The organism is Arthrobacter alkaliphilus, assembly GCF_021483235.1.
GTDB lineage: Bacteria > Actinomycetota > Actinomycetes > Actinomycetales > Micrococcaceae > Arthrobacter > Arthrobacter alkaliphilus.
Map to the genome: position 1 here is coordinate 1 of NZ_JAKEEC010000023.1, position 14,451 is coordinate 14,451.

General features: G+C 63.6%; 14 protein-coding genes. 5 read left to right on the forward strand and 9 right to left on the reverse strand.

Annotated elements, in window-relative coordinates; all coding sequences use genetic code 11:
* Window positions 1-133 precede the first annotated feature (133 nt).
* A complete protein-coding gene (locus L0B83_RS14910; protein WP_234759244.1) occupies window positions 134-898 on the forward strand; it encodes a DUF4191 domain-containing protein in 765 nt (254 codons plus the stop codon).
* A gap of 63 nt (window positions 899-961) precedes the next feature.
* On the opposite strand, the gene L0B83_RS14915 is transcribed toward L0B83_RS14910, so the two are convergent.
* Window positions 962-1,399 (reverse strand): RDD family protein, encoded by a 438-nt coding sequence (locus L0B83_RS14915; protein ID WP_234759245.1) that lies wholly within the window; start codon window positions 1,397-1,399, stop codon window positions 962-964.
* Between the two features lie 320 nt (window positions 1,400-1,719).
* Between L0B83_RS14915 and glnA (L0B83_RS14920) the strand changes: the two genes are divergently transcribed.
* Window positions 1,720-3,144 (forward strand): type I glutamate--ammonia ligase, encoded by a 1,425-nt coding sequence (gene glnA, locus L0B83_RS14920; protein WP_234759246.1) that lies wholly within the window; start codon window positions 1,720-1,722, stop codon window positions 3,142-3,144.
* Between the two features lie 163 nt (window positions 3,145-3,307).
* Here glnA (L0B83_RS14920) and L0B83_RS14925 read toward each other — a convergent pair whose 3' ends face one another.
* The 4 genes from L0B83_RS14925 to glnA (L0B83_RS14940) all read right to left on the reverse strand — a co-directional run bounded on the left by L0B83_RS14925 (window position 3,308) and on the right by glnA (L0B83_RS14940) (window position 8,544).
* Window positions 3,308-3,472, reverse strand: a complete 165-nt coding sequence (locus L0B83_RS14925; protein ID WP_234759247.1) for a hypothetical protein — start codon at window positions 3,470-3,472, stop codon at window positions 3,308-3,310.
* 141 nt (window positions 3,473-3,613) lie between these two features.
* Entirely contained in the window at window positions 3,614-4,135 is a 522-nt protein-coding gene (locus tag L0B83_RS14930; RefSeq protein ID WP_234759248.1) for a GNAT family N-acetyltransferase, read from the reverse strand.
* 50 nt (window positions 4,136-4,185) lie between these two features.
* Window positions 4,186-7,197 (reverse strand): bifunctional [glutamine synthetase] adenylyltransferase/[glutamine synthetase]-adenylyl-L-tyrosine phosphorylase, encoded by a 3,012-nt coding sequence (locus L0B83_RS14935; protein ID WP_234759249.1) that lies wholly within the window; start codon window positions 7,195-7,197, stop codon window positions 4,186-4,188.
* A 9-nt stretch (window positions 7,198-7,206) separates the two neighbouring features.
* On the reverse strand, window positions 7,207-8,544 hold the full coding sequence (glnA, locus tag L0B83_RS14940) for a type I glutamate--ammonia ligase (RefSeq protein WP_234759250.1): 1,338 nt from the start codon (window positions 8,542-8,544) through the stop codon (window positions 7,207-7,209).
* Window positions 8,545-8,736: 192 nt separating this feature from the next.
* Between glnA (L0B83_RS14940) and panB the strand changes: the two genes are divergently transcribed.
* Entirely contained in the window at window positions 8,737-9,648 is a 912-nt protein-coding gene (panB, locus tag L0B83_RS14945) for a 3-methyl-2-oxobutanoate hydroxymethyltransferase (protein ID WP_234759251.1), read from the forward strand.
* Window positions 9,649-9,672: 24 nt separating this feature from the next.
* Here the strand turns inward: panB and L0B83_RS14950 are convergent, their stop codons facing one another.
* Entirely contained in the window at window positions 9,673-9,837 is a 165-nt protein-coding gene (locus L0B83_RS14950) for an SPOR domain-containing protein (RefSeq protein ID WP_234759252.1), read from the reverse strand.
* 113 nt (window positions 9,838-9,950) lie between these two features.
* On the opposite strand from L0B83_RS14950, the gene map reads away from it, so the two are divergent.
* Both map and ppgK read left to right on the forward strand, forming a co-directional pair.
* Window positions 9,951-10,829: a type I methionyl aminopeptidase gene (map, locus tag L0B83_RS14955; RefSeq protein ID WP_234759253.1), complete on the forward strand. Its 879-nt coding sequence runs from the start codon at window positions 9,951-9,953 to the stop codon at window positions 10,827-10,829.
* 72 nt (window positions 10,830-10,901) lie between these two features.
* Window positions 10,902-11,705 carry a polyphosphate--glucose phosphotransferase gene (gene ppgK / locus L0B83_RS14960; RefSeq protein WP_308194002.1) on the forward strand — a complete coding sequence of 268 codons (804 nt, stop codon included), beginning with the start codon at window positions 10,902-10,904 and terminating at the stop codon, window positions 11,703-11,705.
* Between the two features lie 51 nt (window positions 11,706-11,756).
* Here ppgK and nrdR read toward each other — a convergent pair whose 3' ends face one another.
* The 3 genes from nrdR to L0B83_RS14975 all read right to left on the reverse strand — a co-directional run bounded on the left by nrdR (window position 11,757) and on the right by L0B83_RS14975 (window position 14,365).
* The gene (nrdR, locus tag L0B83_RS14965; RefSeq protein WP_234759255.1) at window positions 11,757-12,266 is read right to left on the reverse strand and encodes a transcriptional regulator NrdR; all 510 of its coding nucleotides are present in this window, start codon (window positions 12,264-12,266) and stop codon (window positions 11,757-11,759) included.
* A gap of 167 nt (window positions 12,267-12,433) precedes the next feature.
* Window positions 12,434-13,807: a histidinol dehydrogenase gene (gene hisD, locus L0B83_RS14970; protein WP_234759256.1), complete on the reverse strand. Its 1,374-nt coding sequence runs from the start codon at window positions 13,805-13,807 to the stop codon at window positions 12,434-12,436.
* Between the two features lie 9 nt (window positions 13,808-13,816).
* A complete protein-coding gene (locus L0B83_RS14975) occupies window positions 13,817-14,365 on the reverse strand; it encodes a hypothetical protein (protein WP_234759257.1) in 549 nt (182 codons plus the stop codon).
* Window positions 14,366-14,451: the final 86 nt, after the last annotated feature.

Sequence of the window (14,451 nt, forward strand, 5' to 3'; positions counted from 1 at the left end):
ACCACCCGCCAGGAAGCCCGCACCCTCCTCGCACACCACGCATAGCACTTCGGCCAAGCACGGTCAAAGGACCGGACCCCGGACAGATCCGGCGTCCGGTCCTTTGCCATAAATCACGTAGAATTAAGGCACTATGGCGAAATCCCCTGATTCCAGCAACTCGACAACATCGGCTGCCGACGCTCCCAAGCGCGGCTTGTTTTCCCGCAAGCCCAAGGAAGCCAAGGCCAAGAAGCCGAGCCAGTTGAAGCAGATCGGCGAGGTCTTCAAGATGACCCGCCGCAATGACCCCACCGTGGTGTGGCTCATGCTGCTGGCATTCCTTGGCGTCGTTGCTGTCAGCCTTGTCGTCGGGCTCCTGCTGAACAACTGGGTCACCGGCCTCATCATCGGTATCCCCCTGGGCCTGCTGGCAACTGTCTTCATCCTCTCGCGCCGCGCGGAACGTGCGGCCTTCGCGCAGATCGAGAACCAGCCCGGAGCTTCCGGCGCGGCCTTGGGGACTTTGCGACGCGGTTGGATCACCGAGGACCAGCCTGTTGCCGTCAACCCGCGCACCCAGGACGCGGTCTTCCGCGCCATCGGCCGTCCGGGCGTCGTACTGGTCAGCGAAGGACCGTCGCATCGGGTCAAGCCGCTGGTTGACGCAGAGCGCAAGAAGCTCGCAAGGATCCTCCCGAACGTCACCATCCACGTGATCGAAAGCGGCCGCGGCGAAGGCCAGGTGCCCATCAGCCAGATCGCGAAGACCATGAACAAATACAAGAACGAACTCACCAAGGTTGAGGTTGGCGCCGTCAGCAAGCGCATCTCTTCGCTTGGAAACCGCCTGCCGATCCCGAAGGGCATCGACCCGTACAAGGCACGCCCGGACCGCAAGGCCGCACGCGGACGCTAAGACAACGCAAAGCCGCCCGTTCCTGGATCTCCAGGAACGGGCGGCTTTTTTGTGCGCTACAAGCTACATCCGGATAAGGATCGTGTCCATGGCCCTGTCGTGGATGCCTCGCTGGTCAGGATCGAAAACAACCGCGGGAATCACGAGGCACAGGAGAATTGTCCGGACCAAAGCGGCCAAGGGCCCTGCCGGCGTGCCTCCAAGCCGTACCACGTGGATGCCGGCAACCCGGTGTCCGATGCTGTAGCCAAGCGTGCCGATGAGAAGGATCTGCTCCACGGCGAAGACAGCGAGCGTCGCCCACGGGTTGCCGCCGAAGGCAAAGTTGCTGATCACCGTGGCAATGGCCCAATCGATGCAGATTGCCAGGATTCGACGGCCCGCGCGGGCCATGGAGCCGGGGCCTGATTCGGGGAGGCCGAGCCGCGCTCCCGGGTACTTGGAAATGCCGGACGTATCCGGTCCTGTCAGCCATGAACCGATATCTTTACGATCAACCACACACCAAGTTTACGGCTTCACCATCGCACGCCCGACGGCGGGAGAAGCCGCGGGCGGAATGCCGGCAGTGTCCACGAGGAAGCAGACACAAAGACGCAAGGCATAGACTGGCCCTGCATTGGACCAGTAGCGTTTACACGGCAGGGAGTTTCTGTAACCTGCTCGAAACAATACTGACACTCCGGGGAAATCCCATTTCCCTATGGTTGGAGAAGTTGCTAGCCGCCGCAGCAGGGATACTTTTTTGTTTCCCTGCTTTCGGTTTGCGCTGGACCAGACGGCCCCAGGGGCCTGTTACCTGTTATGCGTTAGGAGCATAGATGTTCAAGACTGCGGACGAAGTCCTCAAGTTCATCAAAGACGAAGATGTTAAGTTCGTTGATATCCGCTTCACCGATCTTCCGGGCGTCCAGCAGCACTTCAATGTGCCGGCCAAGAGCGTTGACGCTGACTTCTTTGTCAATGGCCAACTCTTTGACGGATCTTCGATCCGCGGTTTCCAGGGCATCGCAGAGTCCGACATGCAGCTCATCCCGGACGTCACCACGGCCTTCATCGACTCCTTCCGCATCGAGAAGACCCTCGCGCTGAACTTCTCCATCGTGAACCCGCGCACCGGAGACCCGTACCACCGCGACCCGCGCGGCGTTGCCGAAAAGGCCGAAGCCTACTTGGCCTCCACCGGCATTGCGGACACGGCATTCTTCGCTCCCGAAGCTGAGTTCTACGTCTTCGACAATGTCCAGTTCGAGTCCTCCCCGGCGGGTTCCTTCTACAAGGTCGATTCGATCGAAGCGCCTTGGAACACCAGCCGCGCCGAAGAAGGCGGAAACCTCGGTTACAAGACCCCCTTCAAGGGCGGCTACTTCCCGGTTTCCCCGGTTGACCACCAGGCCGACCTCCGCGACGCCATGTGCGTCGCCCTGGACGAGGCAGGCCTCGTAGTCGAGCGCTCGCACCACGAAGTCGGTGCTGCAGGCCAGGCCGAGATCAACTACAAGTTCACCACGCTGGTGCACGCCGCCGACGACCTGCAGAAGTTCAAGTACGTCATCAAGAACACTGCCTGGGAGTACGGCAAGTCCGTAACCTTCATGCCGAAGCCGATCTTCGGTGACAACGGCTCGGGCATGCACTGCCACCAGTCTCTCTGGAGCAACGGCGAACCGCTGTTCTACGACGAGAAGGGCTACGCCGGCCTGTCCGACACCGCACGCTGGTACATCGGCGGATTGCTGAAGCACTCCTCGGCAGTGCTCGCCTTCACCAACCCGACGGTCAACTCCTACCGCCGCCTGGTCAAGGGCTTCGAAGCTCCGGTCAACATGGTCTACTCGCAGGGCAACCGCTCCGCCGGTATCCGCATCCCGATCACGGGCTCCAACCCGAAGGCGAAGCGCATCGAGTTCCGCGCCCCGGACGCCGCGTCCAACCCGTACCTGGCGTTCTCGGCCCAGCTCATGGCCGGCATCGACGGCATCCGCAACCGCATCGAGCCCCCGGCTCCGATCGACAAGGACCTGTACGAACTGCCCGCAGAGGAAGCCAAGGACATCCCCAAGGCTCCGGCTTCCCTCGAGGAAGCACTCGAGGCCCTGCGCGAGGACAACGAATTCCTGCAGGCCGGCGGCGTCTTCACCCAGGACCTGATCGACACCTGGATCGAGTACAAGTACGAGAACGAGATCCGCCCGCTGTCACTGCGTCCGAACCCGTACGAGTTCGAGCTCTACTACGGCGTCTAGTAACAACGCACGAGGCAAATAAAGGGCCGCGGTTCATTTTGTGAACTGCGGCCCTTTTCCCTTTTAACGCCCTCCGCCACCCGGCCACAAAAAAAGAACGGCTGTGTCCGCTAAGACACAGCCGTCCTTTTGTCAGGCCCCGGATCGCCCGGACCCCCATTTCCTACACCCGGCGACGCCCGCTAATCAACCTGAAGAGGAAGACGATAATCGCCAAGGCGATCAGGATCGGGGCGATCCACAGAAGGAATCCCAGGGCCTTAACAGTTCCACCAATGATAAAGAAAAGGATCGCGATGACCGCGACGATTCCGAGGATGACATTCATGATGTAGCTCCAGTTTCAGTCGTTAACATTTCGATGATTGCCTTTATCGCTGTGCAAACCTCAGTAACCTTACTGTAAGCATGCTTATTCTTCTAATCCGCCACGCCACACCAAGGAAAACCGGCAAAACGCACGTACGGCCTAGCCGACGAAGCCCCGGTGCATGGTCCATTGCGGGCCGGCGGAGCCACCCAAAAACCTGCCCGCCTCCACAAAGCCCGCCTTTGCGTAGGCAGCCCTGGCGGCAGGATTGCGTTCATTTACGGAAAGCACGACGCCGGCCTGGCCGCCGCCCAGCCTCGCTGTGAGCTTCTGCGCTTCCCGTACAGCGGCCGCAGCGGAAAGGGAGCCCAGCCCGCTCCCCTGGCGCTTCCGGTCGATCAGGAACCCGCGCAAGAGCCAGGCGGAATCGTCGTCGTGCCATCCTGCCAAGGTTGCGGCACCAGACTGCAAGGTAAATACTCCGACGGCTGCGCCTGCCGCTTCGACGACATATGGCAGGCGGCTTTCGTCTTCCAGGCCCATAAGCATCATCTTGAACGGGTCACCCACGAAATCTTCCTGCCCCGCGGCCAATTCCATGCCCGCGACGTCGCCGAGACTGATGGCGCGGGCATCGTCGTCGAGATCCTTCAAGGGAATGAGCCATACGGTTTCCAGCATCCTTCGAGCCTAGCCGTCCCCGAAGCCCGCAGGACGGCCCGGGCCGGGGCTCATTGGCCGTAGAAGTCTTTTTCGAACACCGCCCGGGTCCGGCGGCTCAGGCGAAGATAGTCCTCTTCGAACACGGCAGCCTGCCCCGGAGAGTAACCGCACCACCTGGCGACGGCCTCCAGGTCCCTTCGGGATGCCGGGAGGAGATCCGAGGCACGCCCCGTGCAGATCACATTCGCCGAACGGATACGGCTGGCGAGCCGCCAGGCTTTGCGAAGCAGCTCGACGTCGCCTTTGTCGATCAGGCCCAACGACTCGATCGCGTCAAGGGCCTGCAGGGTGGATGTGGTCCGCAGTTGCGGATGCTTCCCGGCGTGCTGGAGCTGGAGCAGCTGTACCAGCCATTCGACATCGCTCAGTCCGCCCCGGCCAAGCTTTACATGCCTGGCTGGATCGGCGCCTCGAGGAAGCCGTTCAGACTCGACCCGTGCCTTGATGCGCCGGATCTCGCGCACATCCGAGTCGGCGAGCGATTTGGGGTACCGTATCGGGTTGATGAGCCACAGGAATTCCGCGGCCAACTCGTCGTTGCCTGCCATCGGGTGTGCCCGCAACAGCGCTTGGGCTTCCCAGATGAGGGACCACCGCCGGTAATACTCAGCGTATGACTCGAGGGAACGGACCATCGCCCCGTTCTTACCCTCCGGACGCAGATCGGCGTCGAGGGTGAGGACCCGTTCCGCCAGGATGGCCGGTTTGAGGGGTTGGGTCAGCAAAGTGGACAGGTGTCCCACAATGGCAAGTGCTTGTTGCTGTGCTTCGGATTCGCTCGCGCCAGGGAGTGCGCGGTGGACGTACATGACGTCGGCATCCGAGCCGTAGCCGATCTCCCGTCCACCTTGCCTGCCCATCGCCACCACCAGCACTTGCGTCTTGAGGGGCCCCTCGGATGCCACGATGGACTCGGCGACGTGCAGGGCACCCAGGACCGCGGCCCGGTCGGCGTCGGCCAACGCCGTGCCTACCGCGTCCTGTCCCAGGAGGCCTGCGCTGTCCGCGATGGCAATGCGGAGTATCTCCCGGCGCCTGATGAGCCGGACAAGCCGCATCGCGTTCTCCGGATCGGCATGCCGCGACATTTTGGACTGGATTTCCTGCCACTGCGCCTCGAAGCTGAGCGGCATGAGGTCCTTGTCGGAACCGAGCCAGGCAACGGATTCCGGGGAAACTTCCAAGAGATCGGCGATAAGGCGGGAATTGGAAAGCACGTGGCACAGGCGCTCGGCCGCTGCTTGCGAGTCCCGGAGCATCCCGAGATACCAGTGCGTGGTCCCGAGTGCCTCGCTGACTCGTCGGAAGGCGAGCAATCCGGCGTCGGGGTCCACGCCTTCGGCGAGCCAACCGAGAAGGATGGGGAGAAGTTGCCGTTGCAGTGCGGCGCGCCGGCTGACGCCGGCCGTGAGGGCCTCGATGTGGCGCATGGCCCCTTGCGGGTCGCGGTAACCGAGTGCCGCAAGCCGGCCTTGGGCAGCCTCGGGAGTGAGCTTGGCGTCTTCGGTGCTCAATTTCGCGGCCGTGTTGAGCAGCGGCCGGTAGAAGATCCGATCGTGCAGTTCGCGAACAGACCGTTTGGTCTTCTGCCAAGTGTCAATCAGGGCGTCCGGATGCGGCCTGTCTGTGGAGAAGGGGCCGAGGATGGCTTTCGCGAGGAAACGCAATGCGTCCGGGCTCGTGGGCATGAGGTGGGTTCGGCGCAGCTGGAACAACTGGATCCTGTGCTCGAGAACCCGCAAATAGCGGTAGGCCGCGTCGAAGGCGGCTGCGTCCACCCTGCCGATGTAGCCGCCCGCGGACAGCGCGGAGATGGCCGACGTCGTATCCCGGCAACGGAGCGTTTCGTCGGATTTTCCATGGACGAGTTGCAGGAGCTGCACTGTGAACTCGACATCGCGCAATCCGCCGGGGCCGAGCTTGATCTGCCGCTGTTCTTCCGCGGGGGCGATGTTGTTCGTCACCCTCCGGCGCATCGCCTGCACCGACTCCACGAAACCCTCCCGGCCGGCCGAAGCCCACACGAGCGGTTGGACGGCCTGCTCGTACCGTGAGCCCAGGTCCTTGTCCCCTGCGATGGTGCGGGCCTTGAGGAGCGCCTGGAACTCCCAGCTTTCAGCCCACTTCGCGTAGTAGCTCAAGTGCGAGGGCAAAGTCCTGACGAGGGGACCGGATTTCCCCTCGGGCCGCAGGTTCGCGTCGACCTCCCACAGCCCGGGTTCGGGGCCGGTGGACGAAATGGCCCGGGAAATCCCTGAGGCCAAGGCGGTACCGATGGTCGCAGCCTCGGCGTCCGCAAGGTCAGGCGCCTCGATCACGTAGATGACGTCGACGTCGGAAATGTAGTTGAGCTCACGGGCACCGCACTTGCCCATCCCGATAACGGCCAGGCCGACGCCGGCAATATCGGCGGGATCGAAAGTCGCCGCAGCTTCTGCCCTGGCAACGGCGAGGGCCGCCTCTATCGCCGCGCCGGCAAGGTCGGCCAGTTCGGCTCCGACGGCGGGCATGAAGTCCTGCGGACTGGCGGCGCAGAGATCCTTGATGGCCAGCTCGGTGAGCCCGCGCCGGTAGGCCGTCCGGAGGGCTGTGTAAGCGCCGGCCCCCGTCATCGCGGCGACGGGCCGGGGAGAGTTGGGGTCCGCTTTGACGGATCGGAGCAGCTTCGTCCGCAACTCGCCGGCGTCGGCGGACAACGGCTCAGGGCTGACACGGACATTGAAGACGTCCAAATGCTCCGGGTGCCTGATCAGGAACTCCCCCAAGGCCTCGGATGCCCCCAGCAAGCGGTAAAGCGGTTCGCTGCGATCCGGGTGCTCCCCCGCGAGCTGCCTGAGCGAGGGATGCTTCTCGATCAAACGGACGAGCGACTGAAGCGCGGTGTCCGGACTGGCGCTCAGGTGCAGCCCCGCAAAGATCGTGTCCTGGTCTATGCCGTCCAGCTCACGGGCAGCAAGGAACCGTTCACCCTTTTCAAGGTCGCTGAAGCCGGCCGAGATGAGCCGGCGGGCCAGGCTCACGCCCACAGCCTAGAGAATGCCGAGATTGCGCTTGAGCTCGTACGGCGTGACCTGAAGCCGGTAGTCCTGCCATTCCGCACGCTTGTTGCGCAGGAAGTGGTCAAAGACCTGTTCGCCGAGGATGTCCGCCACGAGTTCCGAGTCTTCCATGGCGCGGATGGCATCGTGGAGGCTGGCCGGAAGCGGAGTGTGGCCCATTGCCTTGCGCTCTGCCGACGTGAGCGACCAGACGTCGTCTTCCGCGGCGGCCGGAAGGTCGTAACCCTCTTCGATACCCTTCAGCCCTGCCCCCAGCAACACGGCGTAGGCCAAGTACGGATTGGTGGCGGAGTCGATCCCGCGGTATTCGATCCGCGCGGACTGTCCTTTGCCCGGCTTGTAGAGCGGCACGCGGACCAAGGCCGAGCGGTTGTTGTGGCCCCAGCTCAAGTAGCTCGGCGCCTCGCCGCCGCCCCAGAGACGCTTGTACGAATTCACGAACTGGTTGGTCACGGCGGTGAATTCGGGCGCATGCTGCAGGATTCCCGCAATGAACTGGCGCGCCGTCTTCGACAACTGGAACTCGGCCCCGGCCTCGTAGAAGGCGTTGGTGTCACCCTCGAACAGGGAGAAATGCGTGTGCATTCCCGATCCGGGGTGGTCGGTAAACGGCTTCGGCATGAAGGTCGCGTAGGTTCCCTGCTGCAGGGCCACTTCCTTGATGACCGTGCGGAAGGTCATGATGTTGTCCGCCGTCTGGAGGGCGTCGGCGTAGCGGAGATCGATCTCGTTCTGGCCCGGGCCGCCCTCGTGGTGGCTGAACTCCACGGAAATGCCCACGGATTCAAGCATGGTGACGGCCGTGCGGCGGAAGTCTTGTGCCACGCCGCCGGGGACGTGGTCGAAGTAGCCGCCCTCGTCAACGGGAACGGGAACGCCGTTGACGAGGTCCTGGGACTTGAGGAGGTAGAACTCGATCTCGGGGTGCGTGTAGCACGTGAAGCCCATGTCCGCGGCTTTGGCGAGGGTGCGTTTGAGCACGTTCCGGGGGTCGGCGGCCGACGGCTCGCCGTCCGGGGTCAGGATGTCGCAGAACATCCTGGAGGTCTGCTCGGTTTCACCACGCCACGGAAGGATCTGGAAGGTGGAGGGGTCGGGCTGGGCCAGCATGTCCGATTCGAACACCCTGGCAAGGCCTTCGATCGCCGAGCCGTCGAAGCCCAGGCCTTCTTCGAAGGCGCCTTCCACTTCAGCCGGCGCAAGGGCCACCGATTTCAGGGATCCGACGACGTCGGTAAACCACAAGCGTACGAAGCGCACATCACGCTCTTCGATAGTTCGCAGAACGAACTCTTGCTGGCGGTCCATGGGGCCTCATTTCCGGGTCAACGTCCACGCCGCGGATTCGGGATGCGAAGCCGGCGACAACTCAGCATTCACTCTACTAAGCATTGGGCTTGATTGGCTGCACCCCCGGTTCGCGTAACACAGCGTTTACAAATACGGGGCTGCCCCTGCGCCGGTGTGGCTAGGACGGCCGGTACCGCATACGCTCTACTCATGGCCCCAAGCAACAGTTCCGATTCCAGCATGCCCGCCGAAATTCCTGCGCCTTACGGAACGGGACCTGCAAGCGCAGGTTCCGGGGCTTCGACGGCTTCTTCGACGCCGAAGCCCGCGGCAAGGATCCGAACCCATCACCTGCAGCAGGCCAAGGCCAAGGGTGAGCGCTTTGCGATGTTGACGGCCTACGAGCAGTACACGGCCGAGATTTTCGACCAGGCCGGCATCGAGGTTCTGCTGATCGGCGATTCGGCCTCCAACAACGTCTTCGGGAACGAGACGAGCCTCCCCGTAACCGTTGACGAGCTCCTCCCCTTGTGCCGCGCGGTGGCCCGGTCCGCCAAGCGTGCCTTGATCGTGGCCGATCTTCCCTTCGGCAGCTACGAAGTGTCGCCGGAGCAGGCGGTGGCAACAGGTGTCCGCTTCCTGAAGGAAGGTTTGGCACACGCCGTCAAGATCGAAGGCGGCGCGTTCTACGCGGGAACGGTGCGGGCCATGGTCCAGGCAGGCATTCCCGTCATGGCACACATCGGCTTCACGCCCCAGAGCGAACACTCGCTCGGCGGCTACCGCGTCCAGGGCCGGGGCGACGATGCCGCGCGCCTCGTCGAAGACGCCACTGCACTCGCAAATGCAGGCGCCTTCTGTGTGCTCATGGAGATGGTCCCCGCGGAAACCGCTGCCGCCGTCGACGCCGCAATTGACGTGCCCACCATCGGGATCGGCGCAGGCAACGCGACCACTGGACAGGTGCTGGTGTGGCAGGACATGGCCGGACTGCGAGGCGGCAAAATGGCCAAGTTCGTCAAGCAATACGCGGATCTTCGCACCACCCTGGGCGACGCGGCGAAAGCGTACGCCGACGACGTCCGGTCCGGCCAGTTCCCCGGCCCGGAGCATTCCTTCTAGGACCGGAACCGGCCCTCGTCGCCGCTAGTCGTCGTCGTCCTTGTCCCAGGCTTCGTTGCGGGCCTTGACCTTTTCGAGGGCGTGTTCCGCTTCCTCGCGGGTCTCGTAAGGACCGATCAGCTGGGACCAGTCGGACAACGCGTCCTCTTCGATTTGGTGTGTCTGAACGTTGTACCAGAACTCCGCCACGGTCTCTCCTTTCGAACCCCGCCGTGAGCCCGGCGGGCCGCTTGCCCGCTGTGCAGGCCGATATTTAGCTTCTTAGTTACTTGCGTCTCGCGCGTCCCTTATATGATCAATCTATGCCTTCTCCTGCCCTGACCGCACCAATCGGCACGCTCACCCGTGGAACAGTCAGCCCACAGTTGCCTGTTCCGGCGTCCATCCCGCGTCCGGAGTATGTCGGCAAGCCCGGACCCGCGAAGTTCACGGGTTCTGAGGTCAAATCCGCGGAAACCATCGAGAAGATCCGCATCGCCAGCAAAATCGCGGCCCAGGCGATCGTCGAGGTGGGCAAGCACATCGAGCCGGGCGTCACAACCGACCAGCTGGACCGCATCGGCCATGAGTTCATCCTGGACCACCATGCCTACCCGTCCACGCTTGGCTACCGCGGCTTCCCCAAGTCCCTGTGCTCCTCGCTCAACGAAGTCATCTGCCACGGCATTCCTGACAGCACCGTGATCCAGGACGGCGACATCCTGAACATCGACATCACGGCCTACATCAACGGCGTCCACGGCGACACGAACTACACCTTCCTGGTGGGAGACGTCGACGACGAGTCCCGGCTGCTGGTTGAACGCACCCAGGAGTCGCTCAACCGTGCCATCAAAGCCGTCGCCCCCGGCCGCGAAATCAACGTGATCGGCCGCGCCATCCAGTCCTACGCGAAACGCTTCGGCTACGGCGTGGTCCGTGACTTCACCGGCCACGGCGTCGGCGAGGCCTTCCACACTGGCCTGATCATCCCGCACTATGACGCCGCGCCGGCCTACAACACCGTCATCGAAGCCGGTATGGTCTTCACGATTGAGCCCATGCTTACCCTTGGAACCATCGAGTGGGACATGTGGCCCGATGAATGGACAGTCGTCACCCGCGACCACAAGCGGACCGCACAATTTGAACACACCTTGTTGGTCACCGAGACCGGCGCCGAAATCCTGACTCTTCCCTAAGCTTTTCGGAAGGTCGCCTGCAGCCGTTCGTGCTGCGATATGCCCACCCCTCCTGCCATGAACGGAAGCGCATTGACCAAGAAGGATGAGAAGATCCACAAGAACGGCCCTCTGATCGGCATCGACGTTGGTGGCACCGGCATCAAGGGCGGCATCGTCGACCTGAAGAAAGGCAAGCTGCTCGGGGACCGCCTCCGCATCCCCACGCCGCAGCCCGCCACTCCCGAAGCCGTCGCGGAAGTGATCGCCCAGATCGTCGAAGATCTGTCGGCCCGCGAGGACGCCCCGGCCAAGGGTTCGCCCGTGGGAGTCACCTTCCCCGGGATCATCCAGCACGGAGTGGTCCGCTCTGCCGCCAACGTGGACAAGTCCTGGCTCGACACGGACATCGATTCGATGCTCACCAAGCGCCTGGACCGACCCGTCGAGGTCATCAACGACGCCGACGCAGCCGGTCTCGCTGAAGCCCGCTATGGTGCGGGCGAAGGCGTCGGCGGCACGGTCCTGGTCATTACCCTCGGAACCGGCATCGGCTCAGCCTTCATCTTCAACGGGCACTTGGTCCCCAACGCCGAGCTCGGCCACCTCGAAGTGGACGGCCACGACGCCGAGACGAAGGCATCCGCCGTGGCCCGCGAACGCGACGGCTTGAGCTGGGAAGAGTACAGCGTGCTGCTGCAGCGCTATCTCTCACACGTCGAGTTCCTCTTCTCCCCCGAACTCTTCATCATTGGTGGCGGCATCTCGAAGCGTTCGGATGAGTACTTCCCCCACTTGAATCTGCGGACCCGCATCGTCACGGCGGAATTGAAGAACGACGCCGGGATCGTGGGGGCCGCGCTGGACGTCGCCCTCCACCACAAGCTCGCCAAGTAGGGCGTGGTGCCGGTGGCGGCTGCGGCTTCCCCTCCGCTGCCGCCACCGGAGCTAGATGGGGCTTTTCTCGGAGCTCTTGCCCTTGGCGCCCTTCGCCCCGTCCGCAGCTGCGGTTTCGGCTTCATGCCGGAGCAGGGAAATGGCCGATTCGAAGTCCTCAAGCGATTCGAAGGCCTGGTAAACACTGGCAAATCGCAGGTACGCGACTTCGTCCAGCTTCTGGAGTGGTCCAAGGATGGCCAGGCCGACCTCGTGGGCGTCGATTTCCGCGGCGCCGGAAGAGCGGATGTTTTCCTCGACTTCCTGGGCCAGCATCGCAAGATCGTCCTCGGTCACGGGCCGTCCTTGGCAGGCCTTGCGAACGCCGTTGATGATCTTGATGCGGCTGAAGGGTTCCCCCACGCCTGAGCGTTTGATGACGGACAGGCTTGTGGTCTCCACCGTGGTGAATCGGCGTCCGCACTCAGGGCACTGACGCCGACGGCGGATGGCAGAGCCGTCGTCGGCCATGCGACTGTCCACAACGCGTGAGTCGGGGTTTCGGCAGAACGGACAATACACGCTGGGCCTCCCCTGTTCGGTTCCGGTGCCCTGTCCCCGCGGCGGCGTGGGCCGGGAACGCAAAAGGTGCCGGAAGTTTGACTTCCGGCACCAGTTTACGGCTACATACGGGCGAATGACAAGACTGTAACTACTATATGTAGTGGTTGTGACCCATACATGTAGTGTTAGTCGCCCGCGAACCGAATCTTGACGGCATCGCCGTGGCCGGGAAGATCCTCGGCATCGGAGAGGCTCACGATGTGCCTGCTGACCAGTTCCAAGGCCGCCTTGTCGTAGTTGATCACCTGGACGGCCCGCAGGAAGGTTGTCACGTTCAGTCCGGAAGAAAAGGCAGCAGTGCCGCTCGTAGGCAAAACGTGGTTGGAGCCTGCACAGTAATCCCCGAGGCTGACCGGGCTGTAGTCCCCCACGAAAATCGCGCCCGCGTTGCGGATCCTTGCGGCTACAGCGGCTGCGTCGGCCGTCATGATTTCCAGGTGCTCTGCCGCGTACGCATCGCAGACCGCGATCCCCTGATCGATATCGTCTACAAGTACCACGCCCGACTGCGGACCCGACAATGCAGTGGTGACCCGCTCGCCGTGCTTGGTGGTTCCTGCCTGGACGGCGAGCTCCCGTTGCACGGCGGAGGCGAGCTCCTCGGAGTCGGTGATCAGGACGGAAGCCGCCTTGGGGTCGTGCTCGGCTTGACTGATGAGGTCAGCGGCCACGAGGGCCGGACGGGCCGAAGCATCGGCCAAAATGGCGATCTCGGTGGTGCCGGCCTCGGAATCGATGCCCACGACGCCTTTCACAAGACGCTTCGCGGTTGCCACGAAAATGTTTCCCGGACCGGTCACAACGTCCACAGGTTCGATCGGCTCAACATCGCCGGCCCCGGGGATGCCGTAGGCAAAGGAGACAATCGCCTGGGCGCCTCCAATGGCGTAGACCTCGTCGATGCCCAGCAAAGCGGCTGCCGCCAGAATCGTGGGGTGTGGCAGGCCGCCGAAGTCCTTTTGGGGCGGGGAGGCCAAGGCAATCGAGGCAACCCCCGCAGCCAGCGCCGGGACAACGTTCATGATCACGGAGGACGGGTAGACGGCCAGGCCACCGGGGACGTACAGCCCAACGCGGCTCACCGGTACCCAATTCTGGCTGACGACGGCGCCGTCCCCCAGCTCCACGTCGACGTTGGCTGGCCTTTGGCCGTCCGCGAACCGCCGGGCACGGCGGATGGATTCCTCCAGGGCCGCGCGCACTGACGGATCAAGGTTCTCAAGGGCTTCGGCAAGCGCGGCGGCCGGCACGCGCGGGTGCGACTGTTCCACGCCGTCGAACGCCAACGCGAACTCGCCAAGCGCCTCGAAGCCCCGGGAACGGACGGCTGCAATGATGTCGAGGACTTTTTGCTCGGCGTCCGCCAAGGTGCCCTGCTTCGCCCGGGGCACCACGGCCCGCAGTTCAGCCAAGGTCAGGGACCGTCCGCGCAAGTCAATGCGGCGGAAGTCCAGGGACTGGGCGGCGGTTTCGGCAGGGTTCTCCGGAGAAATGGTCACCAGACCATTTTACGGTGCAACCGGGGGTCCCTCGGGCTGCTGCTTTCCCATCAAGCTGAAGAGCGTCAAGAGGAATGTCACGAGGGCCGTCGTACCGGGCCACAGCAAGAGCGCCGTCATCGAGCGCAATGAGAAGCCGTCGCCTCCACTTGAGGCGTGGCCCCACCACTGCGCGGCGAGCAGACCCGCCTGCCACGCCACCAGCGCCCCGGCCGCGCCGCCCGAAACGGCCAGGAAGGTGCGGACGCCGTGCCCGGGTTTGCGCACCTTGCTGTCCAGCAGGACTGCGGTGAAGCAGCCGGAAAGCAGCAAGAGCCCTGCCAGGACCAAGTCCCTCGGAAGCCGCCCCGCTGAGGCCGTCGGATCGGCAAGGGCCGGATTTCCGGAGAGGACGTTGAGGCCGCCCGGAGCCAACAACCACCAGGCGAGGCCCAAGCCGACCCCCGAGGCTGCGGGCACCACGAGCCAAAGCCACCATGCGCGCTCCCGCGTCCCCGTATCCGGGTCCGTGCCCCTCGCAGGGTCGGAGTCGAGAACGTTCGATGCTGGCTTGGTCATGACACAAACATTAACAAACGTTTCTGGACGATCAACAAGCACGCGTCCCGGCCGGCGGCGGAATAGGCTGAATCCACCAGCGTTAT